Origin of the sequence: Sphingobacterium puteale (genome assembly GCF_050986225.1) — a bacterium.
In the GTDB taxonomy this organism is placed as follows: domain Bacteria; phylum Bacteroidota; class Bacteroidia; order Sphingobacteriales; family Sphingobacteriaceae; genus Sphingobacterium; species Sphingobacterium puteale.
On the sequence record NZ_CP158959.1, the window covers coordinates 3,858,887 to 3,875,322 of the forward strand.

The window sequence follows — 16,436 nt, forward strand, 5'->3', positions numbered from 1 at the left end:
TTTTCAAAAACAAGGATTCGATATGATTCAATTCACATCAAAAGGCATTTATTGTATTCCTGGAAAATTTTACCTGGACCCATGGCAACCCGTTGATCTTGCCATCATTACACATGGACATGCAGACCACGCGCGCCCGGGCATGAAAAAGTATCTTTGTCACCATTTTACCGTTGGCATATTGAAAAGTCGCATCGGGCCCGATATCCGGGTTGAAGGTTTAGCCTACAATCAGCCGATTCAGATCAACGGTGTAAAAATTTCTTTACATCCTGCAGGGCATATCATTGGCTCAGCGCAGATACGCTTGGAATACAAAGGTAAAGTCACTGTTTTTACGGGAGATTACAAAATCCAGGATGATGGCCTCTCTACCCCTTTTGAACCTGTAAAATGTCATGAACTAATTACCGAAAGTACGTTTGGACTGCCGATCTATCGCTGGGAAAGTGTTGAAATCCAAAATCAACGACTGAAATCATGGATCACACACAATCAGGGATACAAAAAGACATCCGTATTTATTGGATACTCATTGGGCAAATCCCAAAGGATATTAAATGCGGTAAAGGACATGGGTGAAATATATGTGCATTACAGCATCGCAAAATTAAATATGGCGTACGGTGATGCAGGTTTAAAATTGCCGTCCTACCAGATTATCGATCCGATGAAAGACATGAAACAGCTCGACGGCAAGATCGTATTGCTACCACCGGCATTACTCGATACGCAACTGCTCCAAAAGATACCACATGTTGCCTATGCGATCTGCTCCGGTTGGATGCAAATCCGTGGTGCACGAAGATGGCGCAGTGCAGATGCAGGTTTCGCCATCAGCGATCATGCGGACTGGAACGGATTGCTGCAGGCCGTGAAGGAAAGTGGCGCCGAAAAAGTGTATGTCACGCATGGACAGACAGCCTCATTCAGCAAATATCTGAATGAAATAGGTATTGAAGCCGAAGAAGTAAATACAAATTACGGAGAAGAATTAAGCGTATGATAGAATTTGCAACATTGATCAATGCGCTGGATAGTTCCAATAAAGCCAGCTTAAAAAAAGAAGCGATCATCCGCTTTCTAAGCTTTGCGCCTGAAAAAGATAAACGCTGGTTTCTCGCTTTAATGACCGGCAAAAGGCCAAAGCGTGCGATTTCGACCAAAGAACTCAAAACCTGGGTAATGGAAATTACCAATATCCCGGAATGGTTGTTTGTCGAATGTTACGCCGCAGTCGGTGATCTCTCCGAAACCTTAGCTTTGTTACTGCCTCCCGCATCCGAAAAAATAGACAAAAGTCTCAGTGAATGGATGGAAGACATCTTACTGTTGGCAAATGCTTCAATGGAAGAAAAAAAAGCATTTGTACTCACTTCCTGGAACAGGCTCAACACTGTTGAACGCTTTATTTTCAACAAATTGCTGGGTGGGAGCTTTCGTTTGGGAATATCCTCCAAAGGGCTGATAAACACAATTGCAGCACATTTCCAGATCGAGCCGAGCATTGTCACCCACAGTATTATGGGCGAGTGGAATCCCCACGACTACGCTTTTGACAAACTCGTTCGCGGCGAATATAGCAATACCAATCTCTCAAAACCTTATCCCTTTTGTCTGGCTTACCCCATTGAAAAGGAAGTGGAAGAACTTGGCCCGATAACGGAATGGCAATGCGAATATAAATGGGACGGTATACGCGGACAGCTGATCAAACGAAGCGACGAAATCTTTATCTGGTCAAGAGGTGAGGAACTTGTCACTGAACAGTTCCCTGAAATCACCGATGCGCTCAGACAATGGCAAGGAAGCTTTGTCTTGGACGGTGAGATTCTGGCGGCGAAAGAGGGGCAGATATTGAATTTTAATGAACTACAAAAAAGGATCAATCGCAAGGTAATTTCCAGGACCCTACGTGAAGAAGTCCCTATTGTTGTATACCTTTATGATTTATTGGAGCTGGATGGTAAAGACCTCCGATCGGAGCCACTGCAGGACAGGCGCAAGTTATTGGAACAGCTGTGCCAAGGTCATGTTGGCCCCGCAATACAGCTGTCTCCACTTATTCATGGCGAAAATTGGGCCGACCTACGGAAATTACAAGCGGCCTCGCGTGCCTTGAACAGTGAGGGCATTATGCTTAAAAAGAAAGATTCCGTTTATTATGTTGGCCGAAAAAAGGGCGGTTGGTGGAAATGGAAAGTCAATCCCATGACCATCGATGCCGTGTTAATATATGCGCAAAAAGGTAGTGGGCGCAGAAGCGCGCATTATACGGACTATACCTTTGCCGTCAAAGACGGTGACCACTTAGTAAGCATTGCAAAAGCATATTCGGGACTTACAGATAAAGAAATACTTGAGGTCAGCCGCTATGTCCGTCAGAATGCAGTGGAGAAATTCGGACCGGTCAGAACTGTTAAACCCGAACTTGTATTTGAAATTGCCTTCGAAGGAATAGGCTATAGCCAGCGCCACAAATCGGGTGTCGCCCTGCGCTTCCCCCGCATTTTGCGCTGGCGCAGGGATAAAAAAGCGGCCGATATAGACACATTGGAAAACATCAAAAAATTAATACCATAAGTTGAGTCAAAAGATAACACACAGTGAGGGGTTCAAGATCGTCAATCGTTACTTTGAATCCTTGGGCAATACCCCTTTTGGCTTTCAGGTTAAAACCTGGGAGCAGTACATGCTGGGATACAGTGGAATGGTCATTGCCCCGACAGGATTTGGCAAAACATTTTCGGTGTTTATGGCGGTCCTGATCGATTACATGAATTATCCCGAACGCTACCAAAAAGGACTAAAATTACTATGGATCACGCCTTTGCGCTCCTTGGCAAAGGATTTGGCCAGAGCAATGCAGACCGCCATAGACGATATCGGATTAGATTGGATCGTACAGGTACGGAATGGGGACACCGATCCAAAGATCAGAGCGCAACAGACCAAAGCGATGCCTGATATTCTTTTGGTGACTCCGGAAAGCCTTCATCTCCTGCTCGCTCAAAAACAACGTGATAAATATTTCAGGAATATCCGATGCATTACTGTAGATGAGTGGCACGAACTTATTGGAAATAAACGTGGAGTCATGGTAGAATTGGCATTATCGTACTTAAAATATAAATATAACGATCTCCAGATCTGGGGTATCACTGCTACCATAGGCAATCTGGACCAAGCAATGGATGTACTGCTGCCAGGAGAAGAAAAGAGCGTACAGATAATCGCAAAGGAGAAAAAGAAAATTGCGATCAGATCTATCTACCCAGACAAAGTGGAGCTCCTTCCCTGGGCCGGGCATCTAGGTGGCAACCTCGTGAATCAGGTTGTCCCCATTATACTGGAAAGCAAGAGTACGATCCTTTTCACCAATACCCGTAGCCAGAGTGAACTCTGGTATCAGCTATTACTACAGGCGCATCCCGATTTTGCAGGACAGATTGCGCTGCATCACAGCTCAGTAGATGCCCACATCCGCGAATGGATCGAAGAAAATCTGAGCAGTGGAAAGCTAAAAGCAGTGGTATCTACTTCATCCCTGGATCTGGGCGTGGATTTTAAGCCCGTGGACACCGTGATTCAAATCGGATCAAGCAAAGGGGTAGCCAGATTTATGCAACGCGCCGGAAGAAGTGGCCACAGTCCTTTTGAAACATCAATTATCTACTTCGTTCCGACACATTCCCTGGAGCTCATCGAAGTCGCCGCTTTAAAGGAAGCTGTCAAAACCCGGACCATAGAAAACCGCGACCCCATGGTCCAGAGTTTCGATGTGTTGGTGCAGTTTATGGTCACGATCGCACTCGGAGGCGGCTTCCGATCGACAGAACTCCATCATATCGTTGCCCGGACTCACGCGTTCAACTATATGGCAGATGAGGAATGGCAGTGGTGTATGTACTTTATTACCGCAGGTGGCAAAATCGGCAAACGCTATGAGGAATTTCACAAAGTAGTACAGGACAATGACGGCAACTGGGTAATAAAAAATAGACGAATCGCCCTGCTCCATCGGCTGAATATCGGTGCTATCGTTGGCGATGCCATGATGCGCGTTAAATTCCTTTCGGGAGGATATATTGGAATGATCGAGGAATATTTTATCAGCAAACTGAAGAAAGGCGAACGATTTAACCTTGCCGGCCGTATTCTCGAGCTTGTTATGGTCAAGGATATGACTGTATTTGTCAAGAATTCATCCGGTAAAGCCATTACGCCGAGCTGGCTGGGAGGCAGACTACCGCTTTCATCCAACCTGAGCCATTTTTTGCGTAAAAAACTTGCAGAAGCAATAAGTCCCGGCAACACTGAAAAAGAACTGCGCTTCCTGGCACCGTTGATCCAGAAGCAGCAAAGTCTTTCGGCTGTGCCCAATGAATCACAATTTCTTGTCGAACACATCAAGACCAGAGAAGGACACCATCTATTTTTCTATCCGCTGGAAGGGCGATTGATCCACGAAGTCATGGCCGCCCTCGTCGCTTACCGCATCAGCAAACGCTATCCCATTAGTTTTTCCATGGCCATGAATGACTATGGTTTCGAACTTTATTCCGACAAAGAAATTCAATTGGATCACGCACAATTAACCGAGATACTGAGCCGGGAAAATCTCATGCAGGACGTGATCAGTAGCATCAACTCCGCAGAAATGGCAAGCCGCAAATTCCGCGATATTGCTGTAATTTCCGGATTGGTGATACAAAACTATCCCGGAACCCAACAAAACAACAAATCCCTGCAAGCTTCATCGGGTATTATATTTCGTGTTTTAATGGATCATGATCCGGACAATCTATTGTTAAAGCAGGCTTTCACCGAAGTATTCAACCAACAACTGGAGGAATACCGTCTGATAAAAGCATTTGAAAGAATAAACAATAGCCAAATCATCTATACCTTTGCAGAGGAATACACACCGCTGAGTTTCCCGATCAAAGTGGACAGTTTACGCCAGTCTCTTTCAAGTGAAGCGTTGATCGAGCGGATCCAACGCATGGAGCATGCAAATAAATCAAAACGTGGGCAAAGAAAATGAATATACAGGAACAGCACATTACATTCAACAAACAAACACTTATCCTTAATAATCAGCGCACGGTCTTTTGGCCGAAGCAGAATACCCTTATTCTATCCGACCTTCATCTTGGTAAAGCTGCACATTTCCGCAAACATGGAATTCCTATCCCTTCAGATATAGCTAGCCGCGATCTCCAAAGACTAGCTGCGCTAATTGATCACTATAGGGCAGAGAACATTTTGGTTGTCGGCGACCTTATTCATGCAGAAATCAATCAGGAAGTCCTTTTGCTTGCAGCGTTTAAACAAAAATATGCTGATCTAAATTTTCATCTGGTCCCCGGTAACCATGATAGAAAAGTGGAGAAATTAGCTGAGCAGGTTGATTTGATCTATCACGGCGGCAAGTTCGAGCTGGAGCAGATCTCCTTTGTACATGAACCGACCATAGATCCGTCGGCTTTCACCATCAGCGGACATATTCATCCCGGCGTCAGTATCAAACTCCCGCCCAACAAACATCTCCGTCTGCCCTGCTTCTGGGTCTCCGTACAGCAGATTATTCTACCGGCATTTAGCAAGTTTACAGGACTCGATAGCCGAAGAATGCCACAGGAGTACGATTGCTATGCCTTGCACGACGAAATAATCCTGCCACTAAAAAATAGCTAATTACATTTTAAGTTCAATAGGTGAGATTCCATAGTATTTTTTAAACGCACTGCTAAAGTTATTCTGATGACCATATCCGGTCAGCAAAGCAACCTCATAAACTGTCATCTTATCATCCAATAGATAACTTTTGGCCTTTTCCATGCGGATTCGGGTGAGATAATCGTGGATTGTCACCGAAAAATATTCTTTAAAATCCTTTCGCAGCTTACTTTCACTTGTCAATACCTCTGCCGCCAGTTCTTTTTGTGTCGGCGGATTGGCAATACGCTGTTCGAGAATCTGCCGTGCCTGTTCCAGCCGCTGCACGTCTTCGTCATGAAATAACGAAACGGCCTGATCATTTTTCTCGTTATACTGCTCAAATTGGTACATCAGCAATTCAACAATGCGCGACTCAGTATGCAGCCGCCGTATCTCACCTTTTTTCTTCGATTCGATAAGTTCGGCTATGGTGTGCTGCATCTCATAGGTTGCCATCAGATCTTCTTCTGCAAACGATGTATACTCCCCTTTTTCGATTTCATGCACAAACTGCTGGTGCAACAACGAATCCCGCTTAATCAGGTTCAGGTAATATTCTTTGGATATAACGGCAATAAAATACGTATACTCAATACCGGGTTCCACCTGATGCACCGATTTAACCGAAGGTATATAGCGGATATTATGTCTGCTCATCCCGTAGGGCAATTTACTGGCCGCAGGTTTAAAGAATATAAATTGACTGGTAATGGTCTCCCCTTCGATCTCGGTCAATATCTGTACAGGCCGATCAAATTGCATTTTCGAATGCAATATAAATAAGCCCGATGTGGAGAGCTGAAAATTCTCCATATGAACAGGCTCTGTATGGATTGTGATTTTATTTTCTACCAAAGGTTTGTCAGGCACATAGCCGTCTGGTATTTCTTCTTCAAAAAGCCAATCAGCCAACTCAACTATTTTACTTTTCACCAACATGATTTCAATCCAAATAAGCCCACAGCAGTTAAAATTAACAAATTAGAGCGGTAATTAAAAATTATTTATAATCTATCTAAATAATTCAAGATCAATCTCCATCTCCTCCAATTGTACATACGGTTTCAATGTACGTGGATTCATGATCACATTGGATTCAACCGAAAAAATGGTGTAGATTTCTTTCTGGGCCAACACCTCCACAGGTGTACCATGAAAAAGCTTGCGCCCATGTTTGAGCATCAAAATCCGATCGGCATACATTGCGGCAAAATTGACATCGTGCACAATCAAAACAACCATAAATCCTTTACGGGCCAGCGCTCTGGCTATAGCAAGCACCTTTTGCTGATAATGCAGATCTAAGGCTGAAATAGGTTCGTCAAGTAACAGGAGCGCATCGGGACTATCCCAGATCTGTGCTAAAACACGCGCGAGATGAACCCGTTGTTGTTCCCCTCCCGAGAGGCTCAGAAAATCCCGATCGGCAAAAGCGGTCACACCACAGAGTTCCATCGTTTCGGCCACTACCTTATAGTCGTGCGCTGTGGGAGTATTTTTATAATGGGGGTATCTGCCCATTAAAACAATCTCTTCCACCTTAAAACTCAATGTCATCTGTTGCTGCTGACTTAACAGCGCCCTGCATTTGGATAATGTTGCCGCATCATACGCAGATAGTAGTTTTCCATTGAAATGGATCTGCCCAGAATCAGGTTTTTTCTCTCCACATAATACCCCCATCAAGGTGGACTTTCCTGCGCCATTGGCTCCGAGCACAGCTAAAATCTCCCCTTTACGAACCTGAAAGGTAATGTCTTTCAGCAGTTTCCGGCCTTTCACCTCATAGTTGATTTTCTCTACACGCAACATAAAAAATAGTATTTAAACGTCCGAACGAAGACTATTTATCCTTGATTAAAATATACAAAAATATAGGCGTCCCCAACAGGGCCGTAATCACTCCGATAGGCAATTCTATCGGTGCTACCGATACCCTGGCGATAACATCTGCCAGCGTCAGCACCAAAGCGCCTAAAAGCAATGAGCCCGGAAGTACAAAACGATGATCCGGTCCTCCCATCAGGCGTACGGTATGCGGGACAATAAGTCCTACAAAACCGATAATTCCCGATACGGCCACCGAGGCACCGACAGCAAGAGTCGATAAAATAACCACCCACCTTTTTACACGATCAGTACGCATTCCCAATAAATCAGCCTGAAGTTCGCCCAGGGCAAATGCATTCAAAGACTTCCCAAAAAACGGAAGAATAAACAGGGAAATACATATAAAAGGGCCTATCGCCAATAAATTGTCCCAGGTTGCTCCCCCTAGACTGCCCAGCATCCAAAACGTAATGGTGCGGAGCTGCTGCTCTGTGGACATGTAGGTCATTAACCCTGTAAGTGCGCCCGCGAATGCATTGATGGCTATACCCGCCAACAGCATCGTCGTCACATTGGGGCGACCATTTTTACGGGCTATACGATACACCAGAAAGGCCGTCAGCCCAGCGCCGACGAAAGCACCGAAAGCCAAAATATAATAACCTAGCCACGCTGAAAGCGAGGTCAGCAGAAACGTTTCAAATGCGATAATCAATACGGCGAACAAGGACGCTCCGGAAGAAATACCGATTAACCCGGGCTCAGCGAGCGGATTTCGAAAAATTCCCTGAATGGTAGCGCCCGAGATACCCAAGGCGGCTCCGACCAACAGCCCCAACAATAAACGCGGCATGCGGATCTCAAATAAAACGTTGGCCTGCATGCTGTTTTGATCAGTAGATTCCGCGTGATCTATCTTCCCCATTAACATGGATAAGATATCTCCGGGAGGTATGTGATAAGCCCCCATACCTAATGCAATAATACATGTAACGATCAATATCAGGCTCAATGCCAGCAATATTACTTTCTGCTTCTTCTGCACCTGATCTATTTTGAGTCCATTACTTTTTCAAATCCACGGTGCAGTTCCAAGATCGCATCCGGCAGCCGGTTACTGAAGTTGACCAGCAGGGAAGCATTCATCACCAGTATACGTTTATTTTTACCGGCATTCGTAATACGCATCCCCGGCAATTTAAGAATAGCTTCTTCTCCACCCATGCTACTGGCACCAAAATCAAACAGTAATATAATATCCGGATTGGCCTGCACCAAGGCCTCTGTCGTATATGGCTTAAAATCCGAGAATTCCTGTACAGCATTCTTTCCTCCGGCTAAATTGATCATGGCATCCAGACTGCTACCCTTTCCTGCCACACTCATCGTCCCTGTTCCGCGTGCATACAAAAACAATACTTTCGGCACCGCTTTACCCTGATTCTCTTTTTTAACCAATTCAAGGGTACGATTTAGACTTAGTTTTGTTCGTGATGCCAAAGATTTCCCTAAGGATGGCTCTCCGACCGCATCCGCCACTTCCTGTATATAACGTAAAGCCCCGGCAGCAGAATAATTCGGCTTGACCGCAATAAACTTTACACCGGCGGCACGGATCTGCTGAATGACCGCATTGGCCACATCCCCCTCATTTGCCAGAACAAGCGTAGGGTCAAAAGACAATAAACCCTCGGCAGACACAGAACGGTTTTTACTCACCCGTGGCAACGCCGCTGCAGCTTTTGGAGAGATACTGGTCACATCTGTTGCAATCATGCGATCGCCTAAACCAAGCGCATAAATTGTTTCCGTCAGCGAACTGTTCAATGTAATAATCCGTTGCTGTGCGTTTGCCCATCCGACAGTATGCAGCAAACAACATAGCATAAATAAGTAAATTCTACGCATCTCTTTCTTTAACTTCTTTAAAACTGCACAGGATTTTGGTTCCAATTTCCGGCACAGCAACTGTTAGTTGACTACAAAACAAATCAATAATCAGTCTAAATACAAATTATTTTCAATCCTTATAAAGGAAGACAAACCGCAAGAAAAATAAGATATACAACTGTAAGACAGGCAAATAAAACGCAATACCGCCCCCTTTACGGATAAGAAAAATCGAATTAAATAGAATTTATGACAATTTGCATATAGAAAAATCCAATAGTATTGCCTTTTTTTGTAACATTATTTAGAATGATTAAAAATAAAAATAGTGTTTAAAAGCCTCTCTTCTATTCGAACAAGCACCCTGATTGCCCTATGCGCATGCCAGATCTACACTGTGCAAGCACAGGAAAAATGGAAGATTTCAGGAACTCTAAAAAACGAGTCAAACAAGGCAATAGCCAGTGCGACCGTCTATTTGTATCCGGATAAATATGCTTTCAAGACCGATACAGCAGGGAGATTTCAATTTAACAAACTCTATGCGGGCCGTTATGAACTTGTCGCACAGGCATTAGGCTATAAGGAGCTGCGCCAATTTGTAGACTTAACCGATAAAAACCAGCAACTCACAATCACTTTACAAACAGATAACCGTCAGATCGATGAAGTCGAGGTCAACCGCAAAATGGAGGCCGTTGATAATCTGATCAAAGCCGAAAACGCCGCTATGCCGGTCAAGGTTATCACAAAAAGAGAGATTGAGCTTATGGGGAGCCGGAGGCTAGACGAAGTTCTGAAAGAACAGACCGGTATTGCGATCGTGAATGATATTGCTGGAGGTTCTCGAGCTGTTGGCGTTCAAATTCAAGGGTTTAGCAGCAACTATGTCATGGTATTGGTGGATGGGCAACCTATGCTTGGTCGTAATAGCGGTAATTTTGATCTTTCCCGTATTTCAGTAACCAATATTGAACGTATCGAGATTATCAAGGGAGCATCTTCCTGTTTATACGGCAGTGATGCACTTGGTGGCGCCATCAATATTATTACCCGCCATGGTGCCATTACCCCACAGGCACATGCATCCTTTCTCTATGGCAGCCTGAATACAGTCGATGCAACTCTGGAGGCCGAAACACCATTTTCCAATCAACGGGGCAGCGCCGTTGTTTCCGGAAATTACTACCGCACCGATGGGTTCAATACAGACAAGCAATATCTGGATTCAAAGAGTACGACGTTCCCGCCCTATACCAATTACAGTTTTCAGGGCCGTGTACGCTATCGTACAAGCAAAAATGGTACAGTGGGGATGACGGGCCGGTTTGCTGCCCGCGAATCCGAAATGATCAACGCCTGGTCTGAAGACCGCACCTTGCAGGACAAGCAAAAAGATCAGGACATCAATCTGTCAGCCAGCTACGACCATAATTTCGAATCAGGTCTACGCAGCATGACACGTTATTATTTTTCCAGATTTCATTCACAGATTGCAGCCCAATGGTTGCGGCAAGGGGTTTTGGCAAGCGCTGAAGAGTTCGGACAGAATGTACACCGTATCGAGCAGCAGTTTGCCTATAGTCCGATACAACGGATTAAGTTCACAGGTGGAATTGGCGGTAGCCTAGAGCAGATGGATAATCAGGACCTGGATGCCAAGCGTTCGTTGAACAGTGCATTTGCGTACCTCCAGACCGAATGGAAGCCGATAGACCGCTTATTAACGACACTGGGGCTTCGTTATGACCAGACCAATGTGTACAATGGGCATTTGAGTCCAAGTTTAGGTTTGCAGTATCATATCAGCCCTAGTTTATTGATTAAAGGTGGTGTTGGCGCAGGATTCAAAGCACCGGACTACAAGATGCGCTATCAGGTATTTTTCAATCCAGCAGCCAATTATCTGGTCGTGGGAAGCGAACGGGTGGCCGATGTGATTGCCGCCATGGACCAGGCGGGCGAATTGAGTTATAAAAACAGCTATATGCTGAATTTGGTGGCGGGTAATCTGAAGGCCGAAACCAGTCTCTCCAACAATATCGGACTGACCTGGAATCCTTCCAACAAGCTTCAGGCAGATCTCTCCCTTTTCTATCATCGCATCAACAATCAGATCAACACCGTCAGTGTAGGCAATGGTACCAGTATCGCACAGATCTATAGCTACCGTAATCTACCGAAAGCGATGAATAAGGGTTTTGAAGTCTCATTGAGTTACCAAGCGACTAAAGACTTACAACTATCCATGGGCTATCAATACCTGATTGCAAAGGACCTCAGTGTACTGGATAGCATCGCAGCGGGGAACTATCCTTATAATCAGATCAATGATGCTGCAAGCGATCTCTATCGACAGAGCAAAAAATCAGACTATTGGGGCATTGAGGACCGTTCGCGCCATATGGCTAATTTCAAAGCGCAATACGAATATAAACCCTGGGGAGTCAATATCAATGCACGCGTCAATTTCCGCGGCAAGACGCCATTTCAGGAGAATAACGGCAATCAGTTTATTGACCAATATGACATCTTTATTCCCTATCATACACTGGTGAATATGACAGTCGAAAAAAGTCTAATGAACCGGAGATTAACCCTCCGTCTGATTGGTGATAACCTATTTAATTTTACCAGCCGTTATCTCTTAGGACAGCCCGGACGGGTCATTATGGGCGGCGTGAGTTACCGATGGATGAAGGATTAGAGATTAAAGTTAATGACAAGTATCATAAAGTGGAAAAACAATGAGAACAATTAACATCATTATAGCAGAATGTAGCATATGGCTTTCTTTTCATAAGCTTGGACGCTGTATTTTTTCAGGCTTTCTGGCGCTTATGCTCCTATCCTGTGGAAAGGACAAAGACTATACGATTGGATTGGAAGATGGCAAAAGCATCGTGATTAAAGATCTGGCGGGCGATACCGACGCTGCCATGGGGGACGGAGCCGAGGGCAAGGAAAAACGGCCATTCTACACCTTTCTATTTCGCTTTAAAGATAAAAAGCAGATCTGGATCAAGACAAAGGCCGATTCCATTCAATGGTTGAAGACAAAGGACTGGGATATCGCATTTACAGGTCCATATAATTCCGAGGTGTTCGTTAACAATGCTATGGATGAGTTTAATCCGGGTTATCAGGGCGAAGCCAACAATACAGCTGTTATGCTCTTAAAACAGTCTTACCAAAGCCTTACTGTCGCTCCATCAGACGAGGAATTTAACAAGAGCGGAACCGGTAAAATTGGCTGGGCATCCAATTCCGAATCGCTCGGCTGGTTTCAGTATAGCCTGAGCACGCATATTATGCAGGCTTTACCCAACCGAACCTATGCCATTCGCCTGCCTGATGGTAAATATGCCAAATTACAATTGATCAATGCCTATAAGGGAAATCCGTCAGCAGTGACCAATATGAACTGGCCTGCCCCCTACTACACCTTTAAATATTACGTACAGGAAGACGGCGGTAAAAACTTGAACACAAACATATTATAATAAGGAAAAATTACACAATTAAATTTAAAGATGAACAAATTATTTACAACAGCAGCACTTGTATGTGCATTGAGTTTGGGTTTTACTTCTTGTAGCAAGGATGATGGTAAGGTTGAAGAAAACGAACTGAGTGATGCCACAGCTGTCACGGCTACTGCCACGATTGAAATTCCCGCAGGCGCAAAAGTTTTCTATGATTTTAAAACAAATACTGTTCAGGAAGAAGGCAAAGGTATGATCAACCTCTCAAGTTTATATGGATCAACCCTACAAAACATCTCGCCTACAAATTATAAAATGGGATATTTTGACAAAGAAAATACTTCGATCGAAAAATTGACACTTTCCTCAGTATTAAGCGCGGATATTAAATTAACAGATAAATTAGGTATTGATGCATCTAGCGCACCAGGTGGAAAGCCTTCTACTGACCCAACATGGATAATCTACGATTATAATAACAATCATGCTGTATACCCTACTCCTAACCGCTACATTGTAATGTACAAAGGTGAAAAATTAAGTACTACAACAGACGAGCTTTATGTTATTCAAGCAGGTGGAATCACCGCAGTAAAACAGGATGCATCATATAAAATCAACTTCAAAAAGTTTGTAAAATAATCCTAATAGAATTATAAACCCAGCTAAAAATCCCAACCATTATAATATTGAATTCGTATTCTTAGCTGGGTTTAGCAAACATTACCCAATTTTTTAGTATTCAGAGAAATGAATAATCTAGAATTTCATATTCTGGAAATATGGGAAACAGCTAAAACCAAAATTAATAGATAAAATATCATTTTTCATACACAAGTAATAGGCTAAACTCTTTACCTTTATTATTATTTAGAATGATTTTAAATAAAAACAAATACACATGAATATATTAAGACAGCTCACCAGAACAAAGTATATTGCATTGCTCTGCATCGGTCTGGCAATCAATACCGCTTGTAGCAAATCGGATCCAGTAACAGAACCTGTTGTTGAACCACCCAAAGAAGAAGAAAGCAATACAAGCCTTTACAATAAATTGGTTACCGTACGCGATTTTGCCGCTACGGATAAAAACGATGGACAGAACGCTGCCCCTACCGTCTATTATAGCTTAGAGACAAATAAACCTATACCGGAGACACATCGCCAGACACGGAATTGGGACGTTGCCTTTAGCAATATCTTCAATAGCCATGTGTCTGGAAACAATGGGTCCAATAACACAAATTTCGGATATGGCAACAACGCAACCGGTGGTATCCTGATTGTCGAGAAAGCATTTGATGAAGTGACCGAAATCCCAGCTGATTCAGAGTTTAAACTTATTGGTGATGCGATCGGTATGGACCAAAATGGTGACGAAGGAAATGGGGTTGGTTGGTGTTTATACGATTTTTTTGGAACCTTAGTTAAGCAACATACACCAAACAAAGAAACTGAACATGTTGCTTATGCGCTAGGAAATGAGCTGAGACTACTCAATGGAAAAGTCGTCAAACCTAGGACGTTAATTGTCCGGACTGCAAAAGGCAACTATGCAAAGATTAAACCGGTTTCCATGTACAAAGGCCTGTATAAGCCTGAAGAATGGTTCAAAAGTTCTCCCCACGTATTTATCTCCTTTGATTATGTCCTTGTGCCCAAAGGCAGCAAAAAATTTGAGATAAAACCTTAGATAGTACAATTCTTATTCAAAAAAAACCGGATATACGGTCGAGGTACATCCGGTAACAAATTGACTAATTAACATATATTTATTAACTAGCCCACTGTAGAAGTGGCAAAATTACGAAAAAGAAATGAAAATCAGATTCACAACTTTATCAATTGCTTTAGGTCTTGCCGCGATTGGCATGACAACATCATGTAGCAAAGACAATTCACTTGCACCTAATGTAGAAGAGCAATCAATTAGCAAACGCGCTGTCACACCTTCACCAACAATTGGTGGTACAGTAAACTTTACCGCAACAGGCACAAAAGGATATTTAAAAACCATTGCTACTGGCACTTATGGTGCACGCAATTTCCACCAAGGCACTGTACCTGATTTAGTGGATACAACGCAATGGAAAAACCCGGCAAGCACCTATTACTACAACTTGATTACAAACGATGGGGGTACATCCACTAGCTACGATTTTCAATTTAGTGGTACAGCGAATGCAAGTTTGGTGGTAAATACGACGAAATACAAGTTGTACTACCTAAACACCGCTTTTGAATCCGTGACAACATTGCCAGTTGGTGCAAATTTAATTTCAGACGGCATAGCAGCCTCTAATAGTACAAATGGAACGGGTAATCCAAATAGTACGGGCTGGTACATCTATAACATTAGCAATCATATCATGAGCAGCTACGGCCCAAGGACATATATTCTGGAAGACAAAACAACTGGGGATAAATGGAAATTGCGTTTAAATAGTGTGTACAAAGATGAAACTCCAAATTCGGGTTTCGCAGCAACAAACTTTCCGTTTATGAGCTTTGATTATAAGAAATTATAATAAGCCTTGACACCCTTATTTTTTTAATAAGAATTGTAAATTTTAAATCCGGTGCCAGCCCTGCTGGTACCGGTTATTTTCCCAACTAAAATGAAAAATCAGTTATTAACCACCCAAAAATTTAAGATCTCTATAGGCCTTTTATTGAGCAGCTTATATTTAAGTTCCTGTACCAAAACAGAAATCCAGCCCTACGAGCCGGAGAGCATGGCCCGGATCAGCAGCTTTAAGATTGTCAACACCAGCAAAGAAATCATCGGCGCCATAGACAACGAGACCAAGACCATTACCGTCACCCTACCAGAGGGACTTTATATGACCAGTTTAGAACCCGAAATAAAAGTTGCCACAGGCGCAACCCTAAAACAGGGTTCAGATACACTGATCACTAATATGGTCGATTATTTTACCAAAGGGCGTACCATTCAATACCCTGTTACCGCTACGGATGGCAGTACAGCCACCTATACGCTAACTGTCAAAAGCGACCAACCAGCACTTCATATGCAAGAGGTTAGTTCAGATCCAAACGCACCTGTTGTGTACGATCAGACACACGGTTATGTCTTTAATTTTATCCATATCAATACCGTCCAACCCAATTATCCTTTTATTGGAAATTATGAAATAGATTTAACTATAGCGCATGCAAGTCTGGTCGATAAGGATGGGAAAGAATATTTTTTTAAACAAATAACTTCGGGCACTCCGCCAAGCATTAGCAATTCTTACATCGAACTACCATTAAATTCAATTGAGGGACGGATGACAGGAAGCGGCAGTTCGTTACAGTACAATAAAGTGCCAGCAGCGGGTGATTATTATGTCAAATTGCGGTACTACAGCCGCGAGGTAACTTTAAAGAATCCCATTCGAATTATTTACAACAACTAATCATTGTTTTCAACAGCGAGATCATGACTGCATTCGCTTTCAGTTATTGACGGAAACAATCCCCGGCGATAGAAATTTACCC

At 43.4% G+C, this 16,436-nt stretch carries 14 protein-coding genes; 10 read left to right on the forward strand and 4 right to left on the reverse strand.

Features of this window, described 5'->3' with window-relative positions:
* Positions 1-22 precede the first annotated feature (22 nt).
* The 4 genes from ABTV71_RS16405 to pdeM are packed head-to-tail and all read left to right on the forward strand — an operon-like array spanning position 23 to position 5,700.
* Positions 23-1,006, forward strand: a complete 984-nt coding sequence (locus ABTV71_RS16405) for a ligase-associated DNA damage response exonuclease (RefSeq protein ID WP_433900293.1) — start codon at positions 23-25, stop codon at positions 1,004-1,006.
* Positions 1,003-2,583 carry an ATP-dependent DNA ligase gene (locus ABTV71_RS16410; RefSeq protein WP_433900294.1) on the forward strand — a complete coding sequence of 527 codons (1,581 nt, stop codon included), beginning with the start codon at positions 1,003-1,005 and terminating at the stop codon, positions 2,581-2,583. The genes ABTV71_RS16405 and ABTV71_RS16410 overlap by 4 nt, the downstream gene beginning before the upstream one ends.
* A 1-nt stretch (position 2,584) precedes the next feature.
* Complete coding sequence (locus tag ABTV71_RS16415; RefSeq protein WP_433900295.1) at positions 2,585-5,047, forward strand: ligase-associated DNA damage response DEXH box helicase; 2,463 nt, start codon at positions 2,585-2,587, stop codon at positions 5,045-5,047.
* On the forward strand, positions 5,044-5,700 hold the full coding sequence (gene pdeM / locus ABTV71_RS16420; protein WP_433900296.1) for a ligase-associated DNA damage response endonuclease PdeM: 657 nt from the start codon (positions 5,044-5,046) through the stop codon (positions 5,698-5,700). The genes ABTV71_RS16415 and pdeM overlap by 4 nt, the downstream gene beginning before the upstream one ends.
* On the opposite strand, the gene ABTV71_RS16425 is transcribed toward pdeM, so the two are convergent.
* The 4 genes from ABTV71_RS16425 to ABTV71_RS16440 form a co-directional block, all read right to left on the reverse strand.
* Positions 5,701-6,663, reverse strand: coding sequence for a helix-turn-helix transcriptional regulator (locus ABTV71_RS16425; protein WP_121122818.1), 963 nt, complete (start codon positions 6,661-6,663; stop codon positions 5,701-5,703).
* Between the two features lie 72 nt (positions 6,664-6,735).
* Positions 6,736-7,536: a heme ABC transporter ATP-binding protein gene (locus ABTV71_RS16430; protein WP_121122816.1), complete on the reverse strand. Its 801-nt coding sequence runs from the start codon at positions 7,534-7,536 to the stop codon at positions 6,736-6,738.
* A gap of 31 nt (positions 7,537-7,567) precedes the next feature.
* Positions 7,568-8,599, reverse strand: coding sequence for a FecCD family ABC transporter permease (locus tag ABTV71_RS16435; protein WP_433900298.1), 1,032 nt, complete (start codon positions 8,597-8,599; stop codon positions 7,568-7,570).
* A 5-nt stretch (positions 8,600-8,604) separates the two neighbouring features.
* Positions 8,605-9,462: a heme/hemin ABC transporter substrate-binding protein gene (locus ABTV71_RS16440; protein ID WP_433900299.1), complete on the reverse strand. Its 858-nt coding sequence runs from the start codon at positions 9,460-9,462 to the stop codon at positions 8,605-8,607.
* A 310-nt stretch (positions 9,463-9,772) separates the two neighbouring features.
* On the opposite strand from ABTV71_RS16440, the gene ABTV71_RS16445 reads away from it, so the two are divergent.
* From ABTV71_RS16445 to ABTV71_RS16470, 6 genes are all read left to right on the forward strand, one after another.
* Positions 9,773-12,151, forward strand: coding sequence for a TonB-dependent receptor (locus ABTV71_RS16445; RefSeq protein WP_433900300.1), 2,379 nt, complete (start codon positions 9,773-9,775; stop codon positions 12,149-12,151).
* Between the two features lie 40 nt (positions 12,152-12,191).
* The gene (locus ABTV71_RS16450) at positions 12,192-12,947 is read left to right on the forward strand and encodes an HmuY family protein (protein ID WP_433900301.1); all 756 of its coding nucleotides are present in this window, start codon (positions 12,192-12,194) and stop codon (positions 12,945-12,947) included.
* A 30-nt stretch (positions 12,948-12,977) separates the two neighbouring features.
* Entirely contained in the window at positions 12,978-13,571 is a 594-nt protein-coding gene (locus ABTV71_RS16455) for a hypothetical protein (RefSeq protein ID WP_433900302.1), read from the forward strand.
* 259 nt (positions 13,572-13,830) lie between these two features.
* Complete coding sequence (locus ABTV71_RS16460; protein ID WP_433900303.1) at positions 13,831-14,625, forward strand: HmuY family protein; 795 nt, start codon at positions 13,831-13,833, stop codon at positions 14,623-14,625.
* 124 nt (positions 14,626-14,749) lie between these two features.
* Positions 14,750-15,460 (forward strand): hypothetical protein, encoded by a 711-nt coding sequence (locus ABTV71_RS16465; protein ID WP_433900304.1) that lies wholly within the window; start codon positions 14,750-14,752, stop codon positions 15,458-15,460.
* 90 nt (positions 15,461-15,550) lie between these two features.
* Positions 15,551-16,354 carry a hypothetical protein gene (locus ABTV71_RS16470; RefSeq protein ID WP_433900305.1) on the forward strand — a complete coding sequence of 268 codons (804 nt, stop codon included), beginning with the start codon at positions 15,551-15,553 and terminating at the stop codon, positions 16,352-16,354.
* The last annotated feature ends 82 nt before the right edge of the window (positions 16,355-16,436 follow it).